The sequence below is a fragment of the Klebsiella sp. CN_Kp091 genome, from assembly GCF_040065095.1.
Lineage (GTDB): Bacteria > Pseudomonadota > Gammaproteobacteria > Enterobacterales > Enterobacteriaceae > Klebsiella > Klebsiella aerogenes.
On the sequence record NZ_JBEAIO010000004.1, the window covers coordinates 198,001 to 221,449 of the forward strand.

Annotated in this window: 24 protein-coding genes; 19 read left to right on the forward strand and 5 right to left on the reverse strand. The window is 58.3% G+C overall.

Going from position 1 to position 23,449, the window contains the following annotated elements; genetic code table 11:
- Nucleotides 1-8: 8 nt before the first annotated feature.
- The 4 genes from endA to metK form a co-directional block, all read right to left on the reverse strand.
- Nucleotides 9-716 (reverse strand): deoxyribonuclease I, encoded by a 708-nt coding sequence (endA, locus tag ABLV17_RS04270; protein WP_015369737.1) that lies wholly within the window; start codon nt 714-716, stop codon nt 9-11.
- 94 nt (nt 717-810) lie between these two features.
- Complete coding sequence (locus ABLV17_RS04275) at nt 811-1,311, reverse strand: SprT family zinc-dependent metalloprotease (RefSeq protein WP_020077952.1); 501 nt, start codon at nt 1,309-1,311, stop codon at nt 811-813.
- 77 nt (nt 1,312-1,388) lie between these two features.
- Complete coding sequence (locus tag ABLV17_RS04280) at nt 1,389-2,783, reverse strand: sugar porter family MFS transporter (RefSeq protein ID WP_045379571.1); 1,395 nt, start codon at nt 2,781-2,783, stop codon at nt 1,389-1,391.
- 390 nt (nt 2,784-3,173) lie between these two features.
- Nucleotides 3,174-4,328, reverse strand: a complete 1,155-nt coding sequence (gene metK, locus ABLV17_RS04285) for a methionine adenosyltransferase (RefSeq protein ID WP_004149807.1) — start codon at nt 4,326-4,328, stop codon at nt 3,174-3,176.
- A gap of 136 nt (nt 4,329-4,464) precedes the next feature.
- Here metK and ABLV17_RS04290 point away from each other — a divergent pair, with 136 nt between their 5' ends.
- From ABLV17_RS04290 to speB, 5 genes are all read left to right on the forward strand, one after another.
- Nucleotides 4,465-4,782 carry a hypothetical protein gene (locus ABLV17_RS04290; RefSeq protein ID WP_143115472.1) on the forward strand — a complete coding sequence of 106 codons (318 nt, stop codon included), beginning with the start codon at nt 4,465-4,467 and terminating at the stop codon, nt 4,780-4,782.
- A 233-nt stretch (nt 4,783-5,015) separates the two neighbouring features.
- On the forward strand, nt 5,016-5,132 hold the full coding sequence (yqgB, locus tag ABLV17_RS04295; RefSeq protein ID WP_015369741.1) for an acid stress response protein YqgB: 117 nt from the start codon (nt 5,016-5,018) through the stop codon (nt 5,130-5,132).
- A gap of 8 nt (nt 5,133-5,140) precedes the next feature.
- Entirely contained in the window at nt 5,141-7,117 is a 1,977-nt protein-coding gene (gene speA / locus ABLV17_RS04300) for a biosynthetic arginine decarboxylase (RefSeq protein ID WP_020077953.1), read from the forward strand.
- Nucleotides 7,118-7,269: 152 nt separating this feature from the next.
- Nucleotides 7,270-7,998, forward strand: a complete 729-nt coding sequence (locus ABLV17_RS04305) for a hypothetical protein (protein WP_308958129.1) — start codon at nt 7,270-7,272, stop codon at nt 7,996-7,998.
- 153 nt (nt 7,999-8,151) lie between these two features.
- Nucleotides 8,152-9,069, forward strand: a complete 918-nt coding sequence (gene speB, locus ABLV17_RS04310) for an agmatinase (RefSeq protein WP_047080345.1) — start codon at nt 8,152-8,154, stop codon at nt 9,067-9,069.
- On the opposite strand, the gene ABLV17_RS04315 is transcribed toward speB, so the two are convergent.
- Nucleotides 9,066-10,277 carry an MFS transporter gene (locus ABLV17_RS04315; protein ID WP_087859775.1) on the reverse strand — a complete coding sequence of 404 codons (1,212 nt, stop codon included), beginning with the start codon at nt 10,275-10,277 and terminating at the stop codon, nt 9,066-9,068. The two genes, speB and ABLV17_RS04315, sit on opposite strands and share 4 nt — an antisense overlap.
- Before the next feature lie 428 nt (nt 10,278-10,705).
- Between ABLV17_RS04315 and ABLV17_RS04320 the strand changes: the two genes are divergently transcribed.
- The 14 genes from ABLV17_RS04320 to ABLV17_RS04385 all read left to right on the forward strand — a co-directional run bounded on the left by ABLV17_RS04320 (nt 10,706) and on the right by ABLV17_RS04385 (nt 23,421).
- Nucleotides 10,706-11,029, forward strand: a complete 324-nt coding sequence (locus tag ABLV17_RS04320; protein WP_004151769.1) for a non-heme iron oxygenase ferredoxin subunit — start codon at nt 10,706-10,708, stop codon at nt 11,027-11,029.
- The gene (locus ABLV17_RS04325; protein WP_045379565.1) at nt 11,026-11,334 is read left to right on the forward strand and encodes a recombinase-like helix-turn-helix domain-containing protein; all 309 of its coding nucleotides are present in this window, start codon (nt 11,026-11,028) and stop codon (nt 11,332-11,334) included. The genes ABLV17_RS04320 and ABLV17_RS04325 overlap by 4 nt, the downstream gene beginning before the upstream one ends.
- 10 nt (nt 11,335-11,344) lie before the next feature.
- A complete protein-coding gene (locus ABLV17_RS04330; protein ID WP_032413044.1) occupies nt 11,345-12,367 on the forward strand; it encodes an aromatic ring-hydroxylating dioxygenase subunit alpha in 1,023 nt (340 codons plus the stop codon).
- Entirely contained in the window at nt 12,367-13,116 is a 750-nt protein-coding gene (locus ABLV17_RS04335) for an SDR family oxidoreductase (protein ID WP_015703448.1), read from the forward strand. Before ABLV17_RS04330 ends, ABLV17_RS04335 begins: the two co-directional genes overlap by 1 nt.
- A 13-nt stretch (nt 13,117-13,129) precedes the next feature.
- Nucleotides 13,130-13,918 carry an IclR family transcriptional regulator gene (locus ABLV17_RS04340; protein WP_113373038.1) on the forward strand — a complete coding sequence of 263 codons (789 nt, stop codon included), beginning with the start codon at nt 13,130-13,132 and terminating at the stop codon, nt 13,916-13,918.
- Between the two features lie 88 nt (nt 13,919-14,006).
- Nucleotides 14,007-14,933: a VOC family protein gene (locus tag ABLV17_RS04345; protein WP_015369749.1), complete on the forward strand. Its 927-nt coding sequence runs from the start codon at nt 14,007-14,009 to the stop codon at nt 14,931-14,933.
- The gene (locus ABLV17_RS04350) at nt 14,930-16,126 is read left to right on the forward strand and encodes an FAD-dependent oxidoreductase (RefSeq protein ID WP_015703445.1); all 1,197 of its coding nucleotides are present in this window, start codon (nt 14,930-14,932) and stop codon (nt 16,124-16,126) included. The genes ABLV17_RS04345 and ABLV17_RS04350 overlap by 4 nt, the downstream gene beginning before the upstream one ends.
- Before the next feature lie 26 nt (nt 16,127-16,152).
- Entirely contained in the window at nt 16,153-17,409 is a 1,257-nt protein-coding gene (locus ABLV17_RS04355; RefSeq protein ID WP_308958128.1) for an MFS transporter, read from the forward strand.
- A gap of 10 nt (nt 17,410-17,419) precedes the next feature.
- A complete protein-coding gene (locus ABLV17_RS04360; protein WP_004174433.1) occupies nt 17,420-17,950 on the forward strand; it encodes a cupin domain-containing protein in 531 nt (176 codons plus the stop codon).
- 9 nt (nt 17,951-17,959) lie between these two features.
- Nucleotides 17,960-18,730 carry an alpha/beta hydrolase gene (locus ABLV17_RS04365; RefSeq protein WP_113373035.1) on the forward strand — a complete coding sequence of 257 codons (771 nt, stop codon included), beginning with the start codon at nt 17,960-17,962 and terminating at the stop codon, nt 18,728-18,730.
- Nucleotides 18,714-19,508, forward strand: coding sequence for an SDR family oxidoreductase (locus tag ABLV17_RS04370; protein WP_015703442.1), 795 nt, complete (start codon nt 18,714-18,716; stop codon nt 19,506-19,508). Before ABLV17_RS04365 ends, ABLV17_RS04370 begins: the two co-directional genes overlap by 17 nt.
- Before the next feature lie 9 nt (nt 19,509-19,517).
- Entirely contained in the window at nt 19,518-20,282 is a 765-nt protein-coding gene (locus ABLV17_RS04375; protein ID WP_308958131.1) for an aspartate dehydrogenase, read from the forward strand.
- A 15-nt stretch (nt 20,283-20,297) separates the two neighbouring features.
- Nucleotides 20,298-21,767 carry an aldehyde dehydrogenase gene (locus tag ABLV17_RS04380; protein WP_308958127.1) on the forward strand — a complete coding sequence of 490 codons (1,470 nt, stop codon included), beginning with the start codon at nt 20,298-20,300 and terminating at the stop codon, nt 21,765-21,767.
- Between the two features lie 13 nt (nt 21,768-21,780).
- The gene (locus tag ABLV17_RS04385) at nt 21,781-23,421 is read left to right on the forward strand and encodes a thiamine pyrophosphate-binding protein (protein ID WP_308958126.1); all 1,641 of its coding nucleotides are present in this window, start codon (nt 21,781-21,783) and stop codon (nt 23,419-23,421) included.
- Nucleotides 23,422-23,449: the final 28 nt, after the last annotated feature.

Below are 23,449 nucleotides of genomic sequence, written 5' to 3' on the forward strand. Positions count from 1 at the left end.
AGTGTAGGTTAGCTCTTTTGCGCCTGGCAAGCCTGCTGGACGTAAGGATTATGGTTGCCCTGAACTTTGGCGATTCGCTCATCGCGTTCGCACTCCCAGGAGGTCACCGGATACTGCTTATCCCAGGCGGTAAACAGCTGGGTTTGCTGGCGGGAAAGAGTCAGCTGATAGCGGTCGCGCATATAGAAGTAGGTGCGGGCGATCGAGCCGCGGGCGCGTACCGGCGGTTCGGCGACTTTATCTTTGAAATCCACCTTCATGGCGCATTGACCATACTGTCCATCGCCGCCGTTCCACTGGCTGTACATAAAGTTGCCGCGATCGCCATTGACCTCGCCGACCGCAGGCTGCAGGTTATGCATATCGCTTTCCATCTTGCGATATTCCGGATCTTTGGCGCAGTTTTTACGTCCACCATCCTGCCAGCACTGGCGCTGGTGGCCGAACTGCCACGCCGGAACCACGTGTTCCCATTCGACCCGGCTGGCGCGGTTCTCGTTTTTACGCACTTTGTAGCCGCAAGATTCCAGATCGATAACGCCTTTTTTACCCTGCCAGTCGATTTTACAACCGCAATAAAAGTCGCCGGGGACGTCGGCATTCACTTTTACGCCAGCGGCTTTCGCCTGGGAAAAACTATGAATACCAGCTGCCGCAAGCGGGCCGCTGGCTGCCACGCTGAACAACGCGACGGCAAAAACATACATACGGGACATCGTAAACTCCGTGTCAAAACGAGCCCGCAACGTAGCGAATGAGGGTGTCAGATGCAATCAGTCAGATCAGAAAGTTTCTAATTAATTCCGGTGGTTACTTTTCCGCCACCAGCAGATCGCCGCAGCGAACGCAGCGGTAGGTGGCTTCACCGCGCACCACGCGGTTATGACGACGAACGGTGAGCTGATGCTGCTGGCACTGGCAGCGATAGGGGAAGGTGTTCTGGCGTACCGAATCGAGCTCAAAGCGGTGGGTGCGGCGGGCGGGGACGCCCAGCACGGCCTCCATCATCCATTTCCACTCTTTACCGTGCGGCGCGACGCGGCCAAAGTGTTTCCACACCAGCAGATGCGCCAGTTCGTGCGGTACCACTTCATCGATAAACGCCTGCTGGTTTTCCAGCAATAGTACTGGATTGAGGCGGATCTCGTTTTTCTCCAGCCACGCGGTGCCTGCGGAGGTGCCGCGCTGCTGATAAACCAGCGTCGGTTCCGCATAGCGGCGTTCCAGCTTGAGATTGGCGGTGGCGAGATGCTCCCGCAGGCTACGCATGACGGCCTGCTGGATAGCGATGGGAATTCGGGGTGTTTTCATAGCGCCAGAGGATAGTGCGCCGCGCGGGGGAGAGCAAGAAGAAGCTTCCTCCCGAAGGGGAGGAAGCACAGAGGAGATTAATCGCGAGCGCCGATTTCGCGCAGCGGACGTCCCTGCATCAGGTTGCGTTCAATATGTTCCAGCGAGACGTTTTTGGTTTCCGGAATCAGCCAGATAGTCAGCAGGATAAACAGCACGTTCAGACCGCCGTAGACCCAGAAGGTGTTGGCGCTGCCGAGAGAGTTCAGCATGGTCAGGAAGGTGGCGCCGACGATCATATTGGCAATCCAGTTGGTCGCGGTGGAGCAGGTGATACCGAAATCGCGGCCTTTCAGCGGCTGGATTTCCGAACACAGTACCCAAATCAGCGGGCCGGCGCTCATCGCGAAGCCGACGATAAACATCAGCAGCATCAGTACTGCAAAGTACTGCGCGGTAGCAGAGTGAATACCGATATGCATCATGCTGCCCAGTACGCCCATACCGGCGGCCATCACGATAAAGCCGAGGATCAGCGTCGGTTTACGGCCCCAGCGGTCGACCAGGCCGATAGCGATAAAGGTGGCCAGTACGTTGGTCAGGCCGACGATCACTGTGCCCCACATTTGCTCAGTGGTATTGGCATAGCCCGCCAGTTCAAAAATCTTCGGCGCATAGTACATGATGACGTTCATCCCGGTGAACTGTTGCATGATCTGCAGCAGGACGCCAAGGAACACCGCGCGGCGGAAGTTGCTGTTCTCTTTGAACAGCGCCCAGCCGGACTGTTTGACTTTCAAGCTTTCGCGGATTTCATCGAGCTCGCGTTTGGCTTCGGCGCTGGTATCGCGCAGGCGCAGCAGGACGCGTTCGGCATCGACGAAACGGCGTTTAGCGGCAAACCAGCGCGGGCTATCCGGCAGGAAGATTACGCCGATCAGCAGCAGGATTGCCGGGATGATAATCACGCCGAGCATCCAGCGCCACGCGCCACTGTAGCTGAAGGCGGTGTCAGAGAGGTAGGCGCCGAGAATACCGATGGTAATCATCAACTGGTACATCGAAATCATACTACCGCGGATTTTCTCCGGCGCGATTTCCGATAAGTACAGCGGCGCGGTGTAAGAGGCGACACCAACCGCCAGCCCCAGCAGGACGCGGGAGATCAGCAGGATTTCGACGTTCGGCGCGGCGGCGGAAAATAGCGAACCGGCCACGAACAGGATCGCGCCGATCATCAGGCTTTTTTTACGCCCAAGTTTGAAAGAGAGCCAGCCGCTGCCCACTGCGCCGACGGCGGCGCCGAACATCATGGAGCTGACCACCCACTCCTGGGTATGCGCGCTGATTTGGAATTCATTGGCAATGAACGGTAAGGCGCCGGCAATAACGCCGATATCAAGGCCGAACAGTAAGCCGGCCAGCGCGGCGAGGAAACAGACAAAGAACGTCATCGTCTTGTTTGAACGCCCTTGTTTTTTGTTGTCAGGCATAACGCCCTCCAGTTGAGTTATTGATTCTGTCGATGCTTAGAGTAGGGGAGTGCAGGACAAAAAAACGTGATTACAATCACGACTGTGTAATCGGTTACACTAAGGTAAAGATATGTAATCAGTAAAAACATATTCAAATCATAGATATAAAAGGCAAATATCGCCAATAAGAATGGGCTGAAACGGCGATTTTTGACATGTTATGTAACATTGTGAAAAGAGTTCGCGCCTGCGGGTAGCTAGAACGATCCCGCCCTTGCGGCAGATATGTAATCGCTTTCATCAAGTGGGGAAAGGAAATGGATCAAAGACGGTCAAACGTCGGGGGAGAGATTCAGGGCAACAAAAAGGCCAGCGCGGGGCTGGCCTTAAGCAGTCAAGCGGGGTGGCTTATTTCAGGCCAGCCGCTTCGCGCAGCAGGGCTGCTTTGTCGGTTTTTTCCCATGGGAAATGTTCGCGACCAAAGTGACCGTAAGCGGCGGTCTCTTTGTAGATCGGGTGCAGCAGATCCAGCATCTGAATCAGGCCGTACGGACGCAGGTCGAAGAACTCGCGTACCAGCAGGGTCAGCTGTTCAGAAGGCACTTTTTCGGTGCCGAAGGTTTCGACCATGATTGAAGTCGGTTCAGCGACGCCGATGGCGTAGGAAACCTGAATCTCACAACGATCGGCAAGACCTGCGGCAACGATGTTTTTCGCCACATAGCGCGCCGCGTAGGCTGCGGAACGGTCAACTTTAGATGGATCTTTACCGGAGAACGCACCGCCGCCGTGACGAGCCATGCCGCCGTAGGTATCAACGATGATCTTACGACCGGTCAGACCGCAGTCGCCCATCGGGCCGCCGATGACGAAACGTCCGGTCGGGTTGATGAAGAACTTGGTGGAAGCGTTCAGCCATTCGGTCGGCAGAATCGGCTTGATGATCTCTTCCATCACTGCTTCCTGCAGGGATTTCTGATCGATATCTTCAGCGTGCTGAGTGGAAAGCACAACCGCATCGATGCCGACGATTTTGCCGTCGTCATACTGGAAAGTGACCTGGCTTTTCGCGTCCGGACGCAGCCACGGCAGGGTGCCGTTTTTGCGGACTTCAGCCTGGCGCTGTACCAGACGGTGCGCGTAAGTCACCGGCGCCGGCATCAGCACGTCAGTTTCGTTAGTGGCATAGCCAAACATCAGGCCCTGGTCGCCCGCGCCCTGTTCCAGCGGGTCGGCGCGGTCAACGCCCTGGTTGATATCCGGGGACTGCTTACCAATGGCGCTCAGGACCGCGCAAGAGTTGGCGTCAAAGCCCATATCGGAATGCACGTAGCCAATTTCACGCACCGTGTTACGGGTGATCTCTTCGATATCAACCCATGCGCTGGTGGTGATTTCACCGCCAACCAGAACCATGCCGGTTTTGACATAGGTTTCGCAGGCTACGCGCGCTTTCGGATCCTGTTCGAGGATCGCGTCCAGCACGGCATCGGAGATTTGGTCAGCAATTTTGTCTGGATGCCCTTCTGATACAGACTCGGACGTAAAGAGGTGTTTTGCCATGTTTTATTTTACCTGTGAGTATTCGTGTAGCTCATACTGTTGTGTAGAGAGGCTTTGATAGATGACCCTACCAAGGCTTGCAGGTAGTGACACGAGCAGTCTGAGTGTTAATCAGTATAGATGGATTAACTTCTGGATGGCTATTTTAGGTCAGAACTTCATCGCATTTCCACATTTTTTTGACATCGCCCGCATTAATGGAAAAAGCGTGGTGGAAATTTTTCCTGACAACTCCGGCAAGACGCGTATTTTTATTTTGCATTTTACCCCGCTTCTCGGTATAAAACGCCGCGCGCGGCTCATTAAAAAAGCGCACGAAGCCCATCTCGTGACGCCACTTCCAGCCGGGTTAAGCACTCTGTTACACAGCGGCGGTTTCGCCAGCTGTTCGATATGTATAGCTTTGGCTTGTCGCTGGCCTTTTTCGGGGCAGTGTGGAGGTGATACCAGATAATGAACCAACGTTTTTCGCCTGATTCGCCGCGTCGTTCTGTCGCGCAATTCTATCCCGCAATCTGCATCTCTTTCGTGCAAACCTGCCGATGTTCTACCCATCTCGGCGCTTCTCAGGATTCCAGGGCCTCCAGGCTTTTTGAAAACTGAACAAGGGCGCTCTTGCGTGAGCAAGGGTTTTCTCGTGGTTTCTCCGGGCTGTCATACCAGCTTCGGGTACGTGTTTTACTATATATGAATAAGAAACCGGTCGCGCAGCTGCAGTGCCAGCACTATCTGCTGGGATTAAAGGCTGTTCATGGGTTGTTATCGCGTCTGTCGACTGCGATAGTAGTTAATATTACAAGTTGAGGTTCGCTATGTCTGACGACATGTCTTTGGGTTCGCTTTCGTCAGCAGGCGAACACGGTGTACTACGTTCCATGCAGGAGGTTGCGATGAGCTCCCAGGAAGCCAGCAAAATGCTACGTACCTACAATATTGCCTGGTGGGGTAATAACTATTACGACGTTAACGAACTGGGCCATATCAGCGTTTGCCCGGATCCTGACGTCCCGGAAGCGCGCGTCGACCTGGCCGAGCTGGTCAAAGCGCGCGAAGCCCAGGGACAACGCCTACCGGCGCTGTTCTGCTTCCCGCAGATCCTGCAACATCGTCTGCGCTCGATTAACGCCGCCTTCAAGCGCGCGCGTGAATCCTACGGTTATAACGGCGACTATTTCCTTGTCTACCCGATCAAGGTCAACCAGCACCGTCGCGTGATTGAATCCTTGATCCACTCCGGCGAACCGCTGGGGCTGGAGGCTGGTTCGAAGGCTGAGCTGATGGCGGTGCTGGCGCACGCGGGGATGACCCGTAGCGTGATCGTCTGTAACGGTTATAAAGATCGTGAATACATCCGTCTGGCGCTGGTGGGCGAGAAGATGGGCCATAAGGTCTATCTGGTCATCGAGAAGATGTCGGAAATCGCCATCGTGCTGGAAGAGGCCGCCCGTCTGAACGTGGTGCCGCGCCTTGGCGTGCGTGCGCGTCTGGCCTCGCAGGGTTCCGGTAAATGGCAGTCCTCCGGCGGCGAGAAATCTAAATTCGGCCTCGCGGCGACGCAGGTGCTGCAACTGGTCGAAATTCTGCGCGAGGCAGGCCATCTTGAGAGCCTGCAACTGCTGCACTTCCACCTCGGCTCGCAGATGGCCAACATTCGCGATATCGCCACCGGCGTGCGCGAATCGGCGCGTTTCTACGTCGAGCTGCATAAGCTGGGCGTTAATATTCAGTGCTTCGATGTCGGCGGCGGTCTGGGTGTCGATTACGAAGGGACCCGCTCGCAGTCCGACTGTTCGGTGAACTACGGCCTGAATGAGTACGCCAACAATATCATCTGGGCGATCGGCGACGCCTGCGAAGAGAACGGCCTGCCGCACCCGACGGTGATTACAGAGTCCGGCCGCGCGGTGACCGCGCACCACACCGTACTGGTTTCCAACATTATCGGCGTCGAGCGCAACGAATACACCGAGGCGACCCCGCCGGCGGAAGACGCCGCGCGTCCGCTGCAGAGCATGTGGGAAACCTGGCTGGAGATGCACGAAACCGGCAACCGCCGCTCGCTACGCGAATGGCTGCACGACAGTCAGATGGATCTGCACGATATCCACATCGGCTACTCCTCCGGCACCTTCAACCTGCAGGAGCGCGCGTGGGCGGAACAGCTGTATCTGAACATGTGCCATGAAGTACAAAAACAGCTCGATCCGAGCAACCGCGCCCATCGTCCGATCATCGATGAGCTGCAGGAACGTATGGCGGATAAAATCTACGTCAACTTCTCGCTGTTCCAGTCGATGCCGGATGCCTGGGGTATCGATCAGCTGTTCCCGGTGATGCCGCTGGAAGGGCTGAACAAGTCGCCGGAACGCCGCGCGGTGCTGCTGGATATTACCTGCGACTCCGATGGCGCCATCGATCACTATGTTGACGGCGACGGGATCGCCACCACCATGCCGATGCCGGAATACGACCCGGAGAACCCGCCAATGCTGGGCTTCTTTATGGTTGGGGCTTATCAGGAGATCCTCGGCAACATGCACAACCTGTTCGGCGATACCGAAGCGGTAGATGTTTTCGTCTTCCCGGACGGTAGCGTTGAGGTTGAGCTCTCCGATGAGGGTGATACGGTGGCGGATATGCTGCAGTATGTTCAGCTGGATCCGAATACGTTGCTGACCCAGTTCCGCGATCAGGTGAAAAATACCGGTCTCGACGCCGAGCTGCAGCAGCAGTTCCTTGAAGAGTTCGAAGCGGGGTTGTACGGATATACTTATCTTGAAGATGAGTAATTAAGACTAATCCGCTGGTGGGTCGGTTTATGTTAATAAACCGACCCTTTTTTATAAATGAAATCTGAAAAAACATAGTGGATGCTTTTTAAAGCGATAATAGCCTGTACACTGCCGCGAGGAATTAATACTTAGTGGAACAGGGACAGAATATGAAAAGTATATCGCGGTACGGTCTTATTATCGGTTTATTATTATTAGGCGGTTGTTCGAGCCAGGCTGTGTACCATGACCGTGCGGCGTCTACCACCGATGTCGCCACCCGCTGGGGCAGCGACGTTCACTCAACGGTTAAAGGCGTGTCCGCAGAACGCCAGGATTCCCATCCTGACGAAATCGTATTGATTAATTATTCCGGTCAATATCATACCGGTTTCGACCAGCTGTATAGCATTCGAATTAGCGATCTGGAATATGCGGTACGCGATGCTAATTTTAACTCTCTCCCTATTACTCGCAGCTATAATAATTCTACCGGAAAATGGCAATACGCTGTTGTGGCCCGCGTTGGCACACAATATCAATTATATGTTCGTAATTATAGCCATCGCGTGGATTACGAAATTGTTGCTACCGTGGATGGTCTCGATGTCCTGAGCGGTAAGGCCGGTTCGCTCCAGAATAATGGTTATATTATCCGTGCCGGCGGCTCGCTGGCGATCAAAGGATTCCGTAAAAATAACCGTACCGTAGCGGCGTTTGAGTTTTCTGATGTTGTGCAATCTTATGCCGCCCATTCCGCTCAGGGGGATACGCGTAACGCCGGGATCATTGGCTTTGCCGCCTTCGCCTTACGCGGAGAAAAGCCGGCGCCGCTTCCACCGTGTTCGGCTCAGGCCTTCCCGGCGAACGGTTTCGCCCCGGCGCCTTGTCAAAAATAAACGTCCCGCTTGCCGCCGGGCGGTTTTCAGGCGATAATTTGTCCTTATAAGCAGTAACCTAATTCAAACCCTTCCTCGTCGGGCCTAACGACGCGGAGGGGTTTTTTTATACTTATTTTTTACGTTCCACGACTGTGAAAAGAGGTCATACCCATGAGCACTTTAGGTCATCAATACGATAACTCCCTGGTATCCAACGCTTTTGGTTTCCTGCGTCTGCCGATGAACTTTATGCCGTATGAAAGCGATGCGGATTGGGTCATCACCGGCGTGCCGTTTGATATGGCGACCTCCGGGCGCGCGGGCGGCCGTCATGGCCCGGCGGCGATCCGTCAGGTGTCAACCAACCTCGCCTGGGAGCACAACCGTTTCCCATGGAACTTCGACATGCGTGAACGCCTGAACGTCGTGGACTGCGGCGATCTGGTCTACGCCTTCGGCGACGCTCGCGAAATGAGCGAGAAACTGCAGGCGCACGCGGAGAAACTGCTGGCGGCCGGTAAACGCATGCTCTCCTTCGGCGGCGACCATTTCGTCACCCTGCCGTTGCTGCGCGCCCATGCCAAGCATTTCGGTAAAATGGCGCTGGTACACTTCGATGCTCACACCGATACCTACGCCAACGGCTGTGAATTCGACCACGGCACCATGTTCTACACCGCGCCGAACGAAGGGCTTATCGATCCGAACCACTCCGTGCAGATCGGTATTCGTACCGAATTCGATAAAGATAACGGCTTTACCGTGCTTGATGCGGGCCAGGTTAACGACCGCAGCGTCGATGACATCATCGCTCAGGTGAAGCAGATCGTCGGTGATATGCCGGTGTACCTGACCTTCGATATCGACTGTCTGGATCCGGCTTTTGCGCCAGGTACCGGTACGCCGGTGATCGGTGGGTTGACCTCTGACCGTGCGATCAAACTGGTGCGCGGCCTGAAAGATCTGAACATCGTCGGAATGGACGTGGTTGAAGTCGCCCCGGCTTATGACCAGTCTGAAATCACCGCCCTGGCGGCGGCGACTCTGGCGCTGGAGATGCTATACATTCAGGCAGCGAAGAAAGGCTAAGCGTTTACTGCTGCTGCGCGACGCATGCGCAGCAGCAGTACGCCGCCGGCGCACAGCGTGATCAGCTGTGATGCCACCAGAACGGAAAAACCTGAACTTACCGATCCCACCGATTTCATCACCACTCCCATCAGCAGCGGAATAAACGCCGCGCAGATATTGCCAATGCCGTTAATGATCCCATAGGCGCTGCCCACCGCTTCGCGCGGGGCGTGATGCTGCACCACCGCCGGGATCGCCGCCCCCTGTAATCCCCAGAAAACGTTCGCCGCCAGCATAAACAGCGCCAGCATCGCCGGCTGCTGGCTGAGCATCAGCGCCAGCACGGAACCGGCGGTGAGTAGGCCGCCGATAATAAACAGCAGCGGCGCCTGCTCCGGGCGCATTTTGTCGAGGAGCACGCCGCCAACAAACTTTGAGCCCAGGCTTAACAAAAAGGGTACTGCCGCCAGCAGGCCGGTGGCCTGCAGCGAGAAGTGGTGCTCGTCGCGTAGCCAGGCGGGCAGCCAGGCGCTACTTCCCCATAGATAGCTGAGCGTGGCGATTTCCACCAGTAGGATCCAGCCAAGCAGCGGCGTACGCCAGGCGAGGGCAAAAGTCTGACTGAAGCCCGGCTTCGCGCGCTGTGCGGTCACTTTTGGCGCGGGGAGAAACCGCCAGATTAATCCGCCGCCGAGCAGGAGGTTAAGCAGCGCCAGCGCGTAGAAGGAGCCGATCCAGCCAACATGCGCCATCAACCAGGTGACTAGCGGGAAGCCTACCGCCAGCCCAAGCGATACGCCGAGGGCGGTCACCGCATTCGGTTTACCTATTTCATCGGCGGCGAAGTTGTCGTTGATAAAACGTGTCTTCAGTGAGAATAGCGGTCCCTCCGCCACGCCAAGAACAATGCGCGCGATTAACATCCCGAAGAGCGAGCCCAGCAGCGGTGATACTGCGCAAACCAGCGCCCATATAGCAATGCTGCTTAAGAGTCCCTGGCGGTAATGCCATTTACTTTCTATAACTGGGGTTAATAATAATGCCGAAAATCCATAACCCAGAAGAAAGCATGTCATTAGCATGCCTTGTAACATTCTGTTTTCATTTAATTGAAAGTGGGCCGCAAATTCCGGGTTAAGGATCATCACCGAGATATTTACCCGATCGACGTAGGAAATAATTATTAACAAAAGTAATGCTATTACCCCTTGCCATCTTGCCGCCATTTGTTGTCTCCACGCTTAATTTAATGATTGCCGGTTATTATTTTTTTAACGCCAGAAATAGTTACATAAGTAAAATGATTCACCAGTGAAACTCGTTGTTTTTAAAAGATTAAATAAATTATTGTTTCATGGGTGAAACACCATGGCTTCCGCCGTTGCACATTTTTAATGATCGTCTGCAAAGGAAGTCAATAGTCGCGTGTGAAATTTAAATCGGCATTTTTATTTATAATGGATCACCACTTTAAATATCATCATTTCATCTGAATGCAGTTTTTCGTGATCAATTGCACACTTAGCTAATTTAAAAGTCATTCATTAACAAGTTTGTCACATTAACGCTTGACGAAACATTCACCGCTTTTATATTGACCGTATTAAATAAGAAACAGAGTTTCATATATGAAACAAAAGCCTGGAGGATTGCGATGAGCTGGATAGGCGTATGTGACGCGGAGCAAGTACAGGAAGATTTTCCATATAGCGGCAATATCGACGGTAAGGAAATCGGTATTTATCTGATTGATGGCGAATATTACGCGCTGGAAGACGTTTGCCCTCATGCCTATGCGCTCCTGAGCCAGGGCTTTGTCGAAGATGGCAAGGTGGAATGCCCGCTGCATGAGGCGGTATTCGACGTCAAAACCGGCCAGTGCCTGCATGGCCCCGGCGGTCGCAACCTTAATCGTTACCCGGTGCGGGTATACGACAATCAGATCCAGATTACCTTTATCGAGGAGAACGTGGCATGAGCGAATCCCTGGACTTCAACCCGGCGCTACCGGAAAGCCGCCAGTTTACGCCACCGGCGGAAGGCGGAAACGGCAATATCCATAAGCCTGGCGACTATCACAATCTGATTTGGCAAACCCGCAGCCGGGTGCCGGAAAACTGGGAACTGCAACTTATCGCCACCCTGGAAACGCTGTTCGAGCAGGGCGCGGAAAGTCTCGGTGAACTGGTGAGCGGCCTCAATGGCGTCAGGATGCATGACCAGCAGGGCGAACCGTGGAGCGAAAGCAGCTTCCAGGCATTTTTACAGGTTAACGGCTACTGAGGACACAGCGATGACGACAACGGTACAAAACTATCTTGATAAAGGATTGCGCGGCCTGTGGTATCCGGTGCTGGCGAGCTGGGAAGTGCAGTCTGCGCCGGTAGGCATTACCCGTCTCGGCGAGCAGATCGTGGTCTGGAGAAATAAAGACGGCCAGGTGCAGGCGCTGGAAGACCGCTGCCCGCATCGCGGCGCGCGCCTGTCAATGGGCTGGAACTTAGGCGATCGTATCGCCTGCTGGTATCACGGCGTGGAAGTCGCCGGCAACGGCGAAGTCAAAGACGTCCCGGCGGTTGACCGCTGCCCGCTGGTCGGCCAGCAGTGCGTGCGCAGCTACAACGTGCAGGAAGCGCACGGGGCAATCTTCCTGTGGTTCGGCGTCACCGCCGACCAGCAGCCTGATGAACTGAGCTTCCCGGAGGAACTGGCCGATCACGAAAAATACAGTAACTTCCTGTGCACCGCGGCGTGGAAATGCAACTACCAGTACGCGCTGGAAAACGTGATGGACCCGATGCACGGTACCTATCTGCACTCGTCATCGCACTCGATGGCGGAAGGCGATCGCAAAGCCGATATGGTGCTGCAGCCGACGAAAACCGGCTTTATCTTCGAGAAAAAAGGGCAGAGCGGCGTCAACTTTGACTGGGTTGAATTGGGCAACAGCGGCGCCTACTGGATGCGCCTGTCTATTCCGTACAAAAAGCGTTTCGGGCCGGGCGGCCACTTCTGGATCGTCGGCATGGTGGTTCCGGAAGATAACGACAACTGCCGCGTCTTCTTCTGGCGCATCCGCGGCGTTCAGGGCTGGCAGCGCGATCTGTGGCGCTTTATGTACCGCAACCGTCTGGAAAAACTGCACTGGGAAGTACTGGAACAGGATCGCGTGGTGCTGGAAAGCCTGGCGCCGAACGCCCGCGATCATGAATATCTCTATCAACATGACGTCGGTTTGTCCCGCCTGCGCCGCATGATGCAGAAAGCGGCGAAAGAGCAGTTAGCGCTTCGCGAAGCGCAGCAGGGTGCCGCCTGATGAACGGCCTGCTGAACGGTAAACGTATTGTCGTCACCGGCGCGGCGCGCGGCCTCGGTTACCACTTTGCCGAATCCTGCGCCGCGCAGGGCGCGACGGTGGTGATGTGCGACATCCTGCAGGGGGAGCTGGCGGAAAGCGCTCATCGCCTGCAGCAGAAGGGCTATCAGATCGAATCCCACGCCATCGATCTTGCCAGTCAAGCGTCGATCGAGCAGGTCTTCAGCGCCATCGGCGCGCAGGGGCCTATCGATGGCTTAGTCAATAACGCGGCGATGGCCACCGGCGTCGGCGGTAAAAATATGATCGATTACGATCCGGACCTGTGGGATCGGGTGATGACGGTCAATGTCAAAGGCACCTGGCTGGTGACCCGCGAGGCGGTACCGCTGCTGCGCGAAGGGTCGGCGATCGTCAACGTCGCTTCGGATACCGCGCTGTGGGGCGCGCCGCGGCTGATGGCCTATGTCGCCAGTAAGGGCGCGGTGATTGCGATGACCCGCTCCATGGCCCGCGAGTTGGGTGAAAAGCGGATCCGTATCAACGCCATCGCGCCGGGACTGACCCGCGTTGAGGCCACGGAATACGTTCCCGCCGAGCGTCATCAGCTGTATGAGAACGGCCGCGCGCTCAGCGGCGCGCAGCAGCCGGAAGATGTCACCGGCAGCGTGGTCTGGCTGCTGAGCGATCTTTCGCGCTTTATCACCGGCCAGCTGATCCCGGTCAACGGCGGTTTTGTCTTTAACTAACAAGTGAGGCGGTATGGCGAACGATCAGGAAGTGAAGTACCTGGTACCGGGTCTGGAGCGCGGTTTACAACTGCTGCTGGCGTTTGGCGAACAGCATCGCGATCTGACCTTTGCCGAGCTGCATCGGCTGGTGGATATGCCGAAAGCGACCGCCTATCGCGTGGTGCAGACGCTGGAATATATGGGCTTTCTCGAGCGCAATGCCCGCACCAATACCTTTTCGCTGGGCATGAACGTACTGCGTCTGGGCTTTGAATATATCGCCTCACTGGATGTCGCTCAGGTGGGTCAGCCGGTCATCGAGCAACTGCGCGATATCAGCCAGTGCAGCAGCCATCTGGCGATCCGCGATGGCCGCGACATCATCTACATTGCCCGCGTCAGCGCAGCCGGTTCACGTATCAACCAGGTCAGCGTCGGAACGCGGCTACCGGTGCACTGCACCTCGCTTGGCCGTATGCTGCTGACCGATGTTTCCCGTAGCGAGTTTGAACAATTGTTCCCGGATGCACGTCTGCCGGGCAATACGCCGGGCCAGCTGTACGACCGCGAAGCGCTGTGGCAGATGGTGCAGCAGGATAAAGCTCGCGGCTACGTGATTGGCGAATCGTTCTACCGCCACGGTATCTCATCGATTGTCTATCCGGTCTTTGACCGCAGCGGGCGGGTGGCGGCGGTCGTCAGCATTCTGGTGCCGTCGGACGAGATCCCGCAAAGCGATCGCGAGCGGTTACAGAACGAGGTCAGTATGGCGGCGGACAAAATTTCCGGCTTCCTCGGATATTTGTCACAGGCAAGTTAAATCAACAACTTAACAGCAGGCGCTTGATTGCGTCGGGCATGTTTTACGCCCAAATTCGGGCGACTGAACGGTAAAGAGGCGACGAATAATGAGTATTACCGGAATTGAAAAGCTGGAATTTGGCGTAGACGACCTGAACCACAGCGCCAAATTTATGCGCGATTTTGGCCTGACCGGCGACGCCAGCGGCCGCGCGTTTACCACCCTCAGCGGCGCGCGGGTCGAACTTAACCCGACCGATGCCGCCGATCTCCCGCCAGCCTTTGAGGCGGGCAACACTCTGCGTCGCATGACCTGGGGCGTGGCGGATCGGGCGGCGCTGGATGCGCTGCGCCCGAAGCTGGAACGCCAGCCCGGCTTCCGTGAAATCGACGGCGCGCTGGAGTGCCGCGACCCTAACGGTATGACGCTGCGGGTGCAGGTTAGCCAGCAAACGGCGGTTGAACTGAACGTTGAACCGATCAACCAGTGGGGCGATGTGCGTCGCATCGACACCCCGAGCCCGGTGTACGACCGCGCGCAGCCGATTAACGTCGGCCACGTGGTGTTCTTCGTGGAAGAACTGGCGGCGGTGGAAAGTTTCTATCGCGAAGTGCTCGGCTTCCAGGTTTCAGACCGCTATATCAATCGCGCGGTGTTCCTGCGCTGCGGCGTACGCGGCGGCCACCATAACCTCTTCTTATTGCAGTTGCCCAACCGCAAACGTGGACTTAACCACGTCGCGTTTACCGTACGTGATATTCACGAAGTGATCGGCGGCGGTATTGCGATGAATAAAAACGCCTGGAGCACGTTTATCGGCCCCGGCCGCCATCCGGTCTCCTCGGCCTACTTCTGGTATGTCAACAGCCCGACCGGCGGCGCTTTTGAGTACTACACCAACGATGACTATCTGACGGAAAACTGGCAGCCGCGCGAACTTGAGCATTCACTCGTGTCCTTTACCGAATGGGCGGTGGAAGGCGGTATCGATCACGATACCCGTCGCCAGCAGAAAAAACCGGAGGCGGTATGACGGCGCGGATAGTCATTATCGGCGGCGGCCAGGCTGGCGGCTGGGCGGCGAAAACGCTGCGTGATGAAGGGTTTAGCGGCGAGATTTGCGTGGTTGCCGAAGAGCAATGGGATTTTTACGAGCGCCCGCCGCTGTCGAAAGCGGCATTGCTGGAGGCCGAACCGGCGCTGCCGCGGTTATTCAGCGCCGAGGCGCAGCAGGCGCTGGATCTGCGCTGGTACCGACCGCTGCGCGCGGAATCGATTGACCGGCAAAATAAAACCCTGGCGCTGAGCAACGGCGAAACGCTGGCGTACGACCAACTGCTGATCGCCACCGGCGGCCGCGCGCGGCTGCCGTCCGAGGCCTGGGCGCAGCATCCGCAGGTCTATACCCTGCGCCACTGGCAGGACGCGCAGCGTCTGAAGCAGCGGCTGGCATCGGCAACGCGGCTGGCGATCGTCGGCGGCGGCTGGATTGGCCTCGAAATCGCCGCCTCGGCGCGCAAAAGCGGCGTAGCCGTGACCCTTTATGAACAGCAGCCGGCGCTGTGCATGCGCTCGGTCAGTATGGAGGTCTCGCAGGCGCTGGATGAGTTGCATCGCGGGCAGGGCGTTGATATTCGCCGCGGCTGCGGCGCGCTGGAGCTGGAAGATGATAACGGCCTGCCGACGCTGCACTGCGACGGCCAGCGGGAAACCTTCGACGCGGTGGTGGTGGGGATCGGCGTCGATCTGAATCTCGAACTGGCGCGCGATGCCGGGCTCACTGTCGAGCGCGGAATTGTCGTCGATGCCCAAGGGCGCAGCAGCGATCCGGCGATTTTCGCCGCCGGCGATGTCGCCCAGCACCATCAGTACGGCCTGTGCATTCAGTCGTGGGCCTTTGCGCAAAATCAGGCGATCGCGACGGCGAAAGCGATGCTCGATCCGCAGGCCAGCGGCTACGACGAGGCGCCGTGGCTGTGGTCAGATCAATACGATCGCAATATCCAGATCCTTGGGATCCCGCAGGCGGGCAGCCGCACCATCGTGCGTGACGAGCCACAGGGCGCGCTCTACTTCTCGCTGAACGCCGATGGACGTTTAACGCAGCTGGTGGCCTTCAATAATGCACGTACCGTGAAGCTGGCGAAGCGCTGGATGGCGGCGGGGAGGGATCTCTCTGACGTCCCGCTCGCTGACCCGACTTTCTCGCTGATGTCATTGCGATAATTAACGCGAACCCTTAAGGGGGAGAAATGACCACATTAGAGACTAACGCCGCGCCTGCTGAGGCGAGCGGCGAGGGCGTCCGCATGCCTGAAAAAGCGGTGCGTTGGGCCATTCCGCTGTCGCTGCTGGCCTGCGTACTGCTGGCGTTTTTCGACAAAATCAGTATCGCCGCGCTGTTTTCCGATAGCCACTTCCAGCAGGCGATGGGGATCGATTTCGATACCACCCGGCTGGGTATTCTGATGAGCGCCTTTTTGCTGAGCTACGGCTTCTCGTCAGTGTTATTAAGCGGCCTTGGCGACCGGATTGCGCCGCTGCGCTTGCTAACTGGAATGATGGTGGTGTGGTGCATCCTGATGGTGATCATGGGCTTCACCCACAACTACGCGCTGATGGTGACGCTGCGCATCCTGTTGGGCATCGCTGAAGGGCCGCTGTTCCCGCTGGCGTTCGCCGTGGTGCGCCACACCTTCCCGCAGCGGCTACAGGCGCGCGCCACCATGCTGTGGCTGCTCGGCACGCCGGTTGGCGCGGCGCTGGGTTTCCCGCTGTCAATTTGGCTACTCAATACCTTCGGCTGGCAGAGCACCTTTTTCGTGATGGCGATGCTGACGGTACCGGTGCTGATTTTTGTGCGCATCGGGCTGCGCGGCGTGCAGCTGGAGGCGAAAGTCGGCAGCGATAAAACGTCGCAGGAAGCGCGCCGCAGCGCGCGTCGCGAGCTCTTCGTGAGTCCGCATTTCTGGATGATCTGCATTTTCAACATCGCCTTTCTCGCCTATCTGTGGGGGATCAACGGCTGGCTGCCGGGCTACCTGATTAAAGGCAAAGGCATTCATCTGGAACACGCCGGCTGGCTGTCGTCGATGCCGTTTATCGCCATGCTGCTAGGCGAAATCATTGGCGCCTGGCTCTCTGACCGCGTCGATAAGCGCGCCGCCGCCTGCTTTATTTCCCTGGCGGGCGCCGGAATCGGGCTGGCGGCGGTGATGCATTTTAGCGCGCCGTTGCCGGTGATCGCGGCGATGAGCTTTAGCACCTTTATGTGGGGCACCGGCGCGCCAAACATTTTCGCGCTGCTGGCTAAAGCGACCCATCCACGGGTCAGCGCCACGGCGGGCGGGATTTTCAACGGGCTGGGAAACTTTGCCGGGGCCTTATCGCCGGCGGTGATGGGCGCGCTTATCGCCTTCACCCATAGCATGGATTCCGGGCTGATTTTTCTGGCGGTGATGGCGGCGGTGGGCTGCGCCCTGTTACTGCCGCTGCTGAGACGTTACTGAGGATAAAACGATGACTGATTCAACCGTAACTGCAAAACAGAGTTTGAAACCTGACCATATGACGATGGAAGAGTGGGTGGAGTCGCGTATCGCGCGCTTTGAAGGCCGTAAATACGACTGGAATGCGCTGAAATTCCAGGCCGATTTCGATCCGAAATATCGCCGCGCGCAGATGCGCTACATCGGCACCGGCGCCACCGGCGTCGCCAGTGATACCAACACCGTTCCGGCCGAGCACTTCACCTTCTCCACCATGGTGTTGCCGTCCAAATGTGAAGGCCCGCTGCACCTGCATGATGACGTAGAAGAGGTGTTCTTCATGCTCAAAGGGCAGATCACCCTGATGATTCAGGACGGCGACAACTATACCGAAACCGTGCTGCGCGAACGCGATCTGATCTCGGTACCGCCTGGAATCTACCGCGGTTTGTTTAACCACGGCGAAGAAGAGGCGCTGATGTGCGTGATGCTCGGCACCCATAAGCCGCATATTCCGACCTACCCGGAAGATCATCCGCTGGCAAAAGTAAAACGTAACTAAGGGGCGATGATGACGGGTTTTCGTGAACAAGGAAGCGGCATTCCGCTGACGCTGCTGCACGGCATCAGTTCCGGCGCGGCCTCCTGGCATAAACAGATGGCGCTTCCCGGCTACCGCGTGCTGGCCTGGGATATGCCCGGTTATGGCGAGAGCCCGATGCTGGCGGCAACGCCGGCGGATGCTGGTGATTACGCCGACGCGCTGGCGCGAATGCTGGACCGCGCTGGAGTAGAGCAAACCATACTGGTCGGCCATTCGCTGGGCGCGCTGGTGGCGGCCGCCTTCGCCGCGAAATACCCGCAGCGGGTGCTTTATCTGGTACTCGCCGACGTCGCGCAGGGATACGGCCAGGCGGAAGCCGCACAGCGGGAAAAAGTCTGGCAGGGACGTCAACAGCAGATGGCGCTGGGCGGCGAGGCGATGGCGCAGGGGCGGGCGGCAAAACTGCTGCGCCCCGGCGCGCGCGAAGCCGATGTGGCGACGGTGGCGGCAGGCATGTGCAGGCTGCGTAGCGAAGGTTACCTCGCCGCCGCCTGGATGCTGGCGCATGACGACATCCACCGCTGGCTCGCCGACTATCGCGGTCGTCTCTCGGTGTGGTGCGGCGAGCAGGATGCCATTACCCAACCGGAGCTGGTACAGGGAGTGGCGCTGCGTTACGGCGCCCCTTACATCGCCATCCCGCAGGCTGGACATGCCAGCTATCTCGATAACGAAACCTTTTTTAATCAACAGCTTTTACGCATAGGGGAAGAGGTGCGCGATGAATGCACAAATTGAAGGACGCGTCGCGGTAGTCACCGGCGGCTCGTCAGGGATCGGCTTTGAAACGCTGCGCCTGCTGCTGGGCGAAGGGGCGAAGGTCGCCTTTTGCGGCCGCAACCCGGATCGGCTGGCCAGCGCCCATGCGGCGTTGCAAAACGAATATCCAGAAGGCGAGGTGTTCTCCTGGCGCTGCGACGTACTGAATGAAGCGGAAGTTCAGGCCTTCGCTGACGCGGTCGCCGCGCGTTTCGGCGGCGCCGACATGCTGATTAATAACGCCGGGCAGGGTTATGTCGCCCACTTCGCCGATACGCCGCGCGAGGCCTGGCTGCACGAAGCTGAACTGAAACTGTTCGGCGTGATTAACCCGGTAAAGGCTTTCCAGCCGCAGCTTGAGCAGTCGGATATCGCCTCGATTACCTGCGTGAACTCTCTGCTGGCGCTGCAGCCGGAAGAGCACATGATTGCCACCTCTGCTGCCCGCGCCGCGCTGCTCAATATGACGCTGACCCTGTCGAAAGAGCTGGTGGAGAAAGGCATCCGCGTGAATTCCATCCTGCTGGGAATGGTCGAATCCGGGCAGTGGCAGCGCCGTTTTGAAAACCGCAGCGATAAGAGCCAGAGTTGGCCGCAGTGGACCGCGGATATTGCCCGTAAGCGTGGGATCCCGATGGCACGTCTTGGTAAGCCGCAGGAGCCGGCGCAGGCGTTGCTGTTCCTCGCTTCGCCGCTGGCCTCCTTTACCACCGGCGCGGCGCTGGACGTTTCCGGCGGTTTCTGCCGCCATCTGTAAGGAAAGATGATGAAAAAGGTCATGTTAATCGGCTATGGCGCGATGGCCCAGGCGGTGATTGAACGCCTGCCGCCGCAGGTGACGTTGGGCTGGATCGTCGCCCGCGAATCGCATCATGCGGCGATCCGCCTGCAGTTCGGCCACACGGGGACGCCGCTTACCGATCCGCTGCAATGCGAAGAGACGCCGGATCTGGTGCTGGAATGCGCCAGCCAGCAGGCGGTCGCGCAGTACGGCGAAGCGGTGCTGGCGCGCGGCTGGCATCTGGCGGTGATCTCCACCGGCGCGCTGGCGGACAGCGAACTGGAACAGCGTTTACGCCAGGCGGGCGGCAGGCTGACGCTGCTGGCTGGCGCAGTAGCCGGGATTGACGGCCTGGCGGCGGCCAAAGAGGGGGGGCTTGAACGAGTGACCTATCAGTCGCGTAAAAGCCCGGCCAGCTGGCGCGGCAGCTATGCCGAACAGCTTATCGACCTCAGCGCGGTCAATGAAGCGCAAATTTTCTTTGAAGGCAGCGCCCGCGAGGCGGCGCGGCTATTCCCGGCAAATGCCAACGTGGCGGCAACCATCGCGCTGGGCGGTATCGGCCTTGACGCGACCCGGGTACAGCTGATGGTCGATCCGACGACGCAACGCAACACCCATACGCTACACGCCGAAGGACTGTTCGGCGAGTTTCACCTGGAGTTGAGCGGCCTGCCGCTCGCCAGCAATCCGAAAACATCGACCCTCGCGGCACTGAGCGCGGTACGCGCCTGCCGTGAACTGGCATAACGCAGAGAGACTGAGATGGACGAATTAGACATTTTTATCGGCGGCCAGTGGCGTCGCGGCGGCGGCAATTTAATGCACAGCCTGTTTCCGGCGGATGGCGCTATTAACGCGGCGCTGCATGCGGCAAGCCTCGATGATTTACAGGAGGCGGTCGACTGCGCCGACCGCGCCTGGCGGGAGCCAACGTGGCGGACGATGCTGCCGCATCAGCGGGCGAAGATCTTGCATAAGGTTGCCGATCTGATTGAAGCACAGCTTGATGCGCTCACCCAAAAGCAGAGCCGCGATAACGGTAAACCGCTGGCGGAAGCGCGAGGGCTGGTGATGAGCGCGGCGGGCACAGCACGCTATTTTGCCGCCGCCTGCGAACTACTGGAAGGGGAGTTGCCGACGCCGCGGCAGGCGGATCTATTGACCCTGAGCCGCTATGAGCCGCTGGGCGTGGTGGCGGCGATCACCCCATGGAACTCGCCGATCGCCAGTGAAATGCAGAAGGTGGCCCCGGCGATCGCCGCCGGAAATGCGGTGATCCTCAAACCGGCGGAAGCCACGCCGCTCATGGCGCTGGAACTGGCGAAGATCTTTGAGCAGGCCGGTTTACCCGCCGGACTGCTGAGCGTGCTGCCGGGTAAAGGATCGATTATCGGCGATGCGCTAGCCCGCCATCCTAAGGTGCGCAAAATTTCCTTTACCGGCGGCACTACCACCGGGCGTCACCTGGCGCACGTGGCGGCGGAAAAGCTGATCCCGGCGTCGCTGGAGCTGGGCGGCAAATCGCCGACCATCGTGCTGGAAGATGCCGATATCGAACAGGCGGCGCGGGGCATCTGCTACGGCATTTTCAGCTCCGGCGGCCAGGCCTGCATTGCCGGCTCGCGGCTGTTTGTCCATGAAAAAGTGTATCCGCAATTAATGGCCCGCCTGCTGGAGTTAACCCAAGAGCTGCGGGTTGGTCATCCGTTCAGCGCTGGCACCCACGTCGGGCCGCTGATCAACGATAAACACCGTCAGAGCGTGCTGGAGTACGTCGAGTTGGCGAAACGCGAAGGCGGCAGCGTGCTATGCGGCGGCGAGATCCCGGCGGATCCGGCGCTGGCGGCGGGGAGCTATTTCCTGCCGACCATCATTGAAGGGCTGAACAATCAGGCCCGCGTTTGCCAGGAAGAGATCTTCGGGCCGGTGCTGGTGGCAATGCGTTTTCACGATGAAGCGGCGCTGATCCGCGAGGCCAATGATTCGGTCTTCGGGCTGGCGGCGGGGATCTGGACGCGCGATACCGGCCGCGCGCTGCGTCTGAGCGAGCAACTGGAAGCCGGTACGGTGTGGATCAATACCTACAAAGTTTTCTCCATTTCGACCCCGTTTGGGGGCTTTAAAGAGAGCGGTCTGGGCCGCGAAAAAGGGATCCAGGGGCTGAAAGCCTGGATGCAACAAAAGAGCATTTATCTGGCGACGGGTAATAGCGTCAACCACTGGTGCGACTGAGAAAGGGTGAGCAATGAGCGAAATGATAACCGTCGGCGATGCCATCGCCAGAACGCTGGAGCAGTATCACGTTGAAGCCATTTATGGCGTCATTTCTATCCATAACCTGCCGATCGCTGATGCCGTCGGCCAGCGGGAAAAAATCCGCTTTGTTCCGGCGCGCGGTGAAGCGGGGTCGGTGACCATGGCCGACGCCCACGGGCGCTTTTCCGGGCTCGGCGTCGCGTTGACCAGTACCGGCGCGGGCGCGGGTAATGCGGTCGGCGCGCTGGTTGAGGCGATGAACGCCGGTACGCCGCTGCTACACCTGACCGGACAGGTCGAAAAAGCCTGGCTGGACGCCGACACCGGTTTTATTCATGAAACCCGCGATCAGTTGACCTTCCTGAAAGCCAGTTCGAAGCGCGCTTACCGCATTAGCAACGCCAACCAGGCGGTGGCTATGCTGCATAAGGCGATTCAGGAGGCGCAAACGCCCCCGTGCGGCCCGGTATCGGTGGAAATCCCCATCGATATTCAGAGCGCCAAAATTCCGCTTTCACTGCTGACCGCGCCGTTGAAACGCGCTCCGGCGGTTGAGCCGGAAGCGTCGCTGGTCGATACGCTGTGGGCGCAGCTTAAGCAGGCGAAGCAGCCGCTGCTGTGGCTTGGCGGCGGCGCGTTAGAGAGCGGCGAGGCGGTGAAGACGCTGGCGGATGCGGGGGTGACGGTGATTTCCAGTACCCACGGCCGCGGCATTCTGGCGGACAGCCATCGCGCCAGCCTGCGCGCGTTTCATAATTCTCCCTCGGTTGAAGCGCTGATTTCACAATGTGATTTCACACTTGTGGCCGGTTCCCGGCTGCGCAGCAACGAAACGCGCTCGTGGACGCTGGAACTGCCCACGCCGCGGGTGCAGATTGATATCGACCCGGCGGCGGCCAGCCGTAACTACTTGATGGACAATACCCTGGTGGCGGATTGCCGGGCGCTATTAGCGGCGCTGGCAGCGCGGGTGCAGGGCCGGATGTGGGGCGATGCGCGTTGGGATAGCCAGCTTAAAGCGGCGGTAGAGGCGGCGGAGCAGGGGCTGCGCGACCAGTGCGGCGCTTACGCTAAATTGAATGACGCGATTGCGCAGGCGCTGCCCGATGACGGCATTCTGGTGCGCGATATTACCGTCTCCGGCAGCCTGTGGGGCAGCCGCCTGTTCCGCGCTCACGGCCCGCTGATGAATATCCATTCTCTGGCCGGAGCCATCGGTATGGGGCTACCGATGGCGGTGGGCACCGCGATTGCCAATCCGCAACGGAAAGTGGTCGGCCTGGTCGGCGACGGCGGCCTGAGCCTCAACCTTGGCGAACTGGCGACCCTGGCGCAGGAGAAGGCCAACGTAACGCTGTTGATTATGAACGATGGCGGCTACGGCGTGATGCGCGGTATTCAGGATAAGTACTTCGGCGGCCGCCAGTATTACAACGAGCTGCACACGCCGGACTTTACCCTGTTGGCGCAGGCGATTGGCCTGCAGGCGTGGAGCGTGGAACGGGCGGAGGATTTCCAGGCGGTGATGACCGAAGCGCTGGCGATGCCGGGGCCATCGGTGGTGGAAGTGAAAATGGGCCAGATTGGCGCGCTGCGCTTTGCCGGCCCGCCGCAGAAGACGCTGTATTAATGATAATCCAGTGACCCCAACCCTCTCC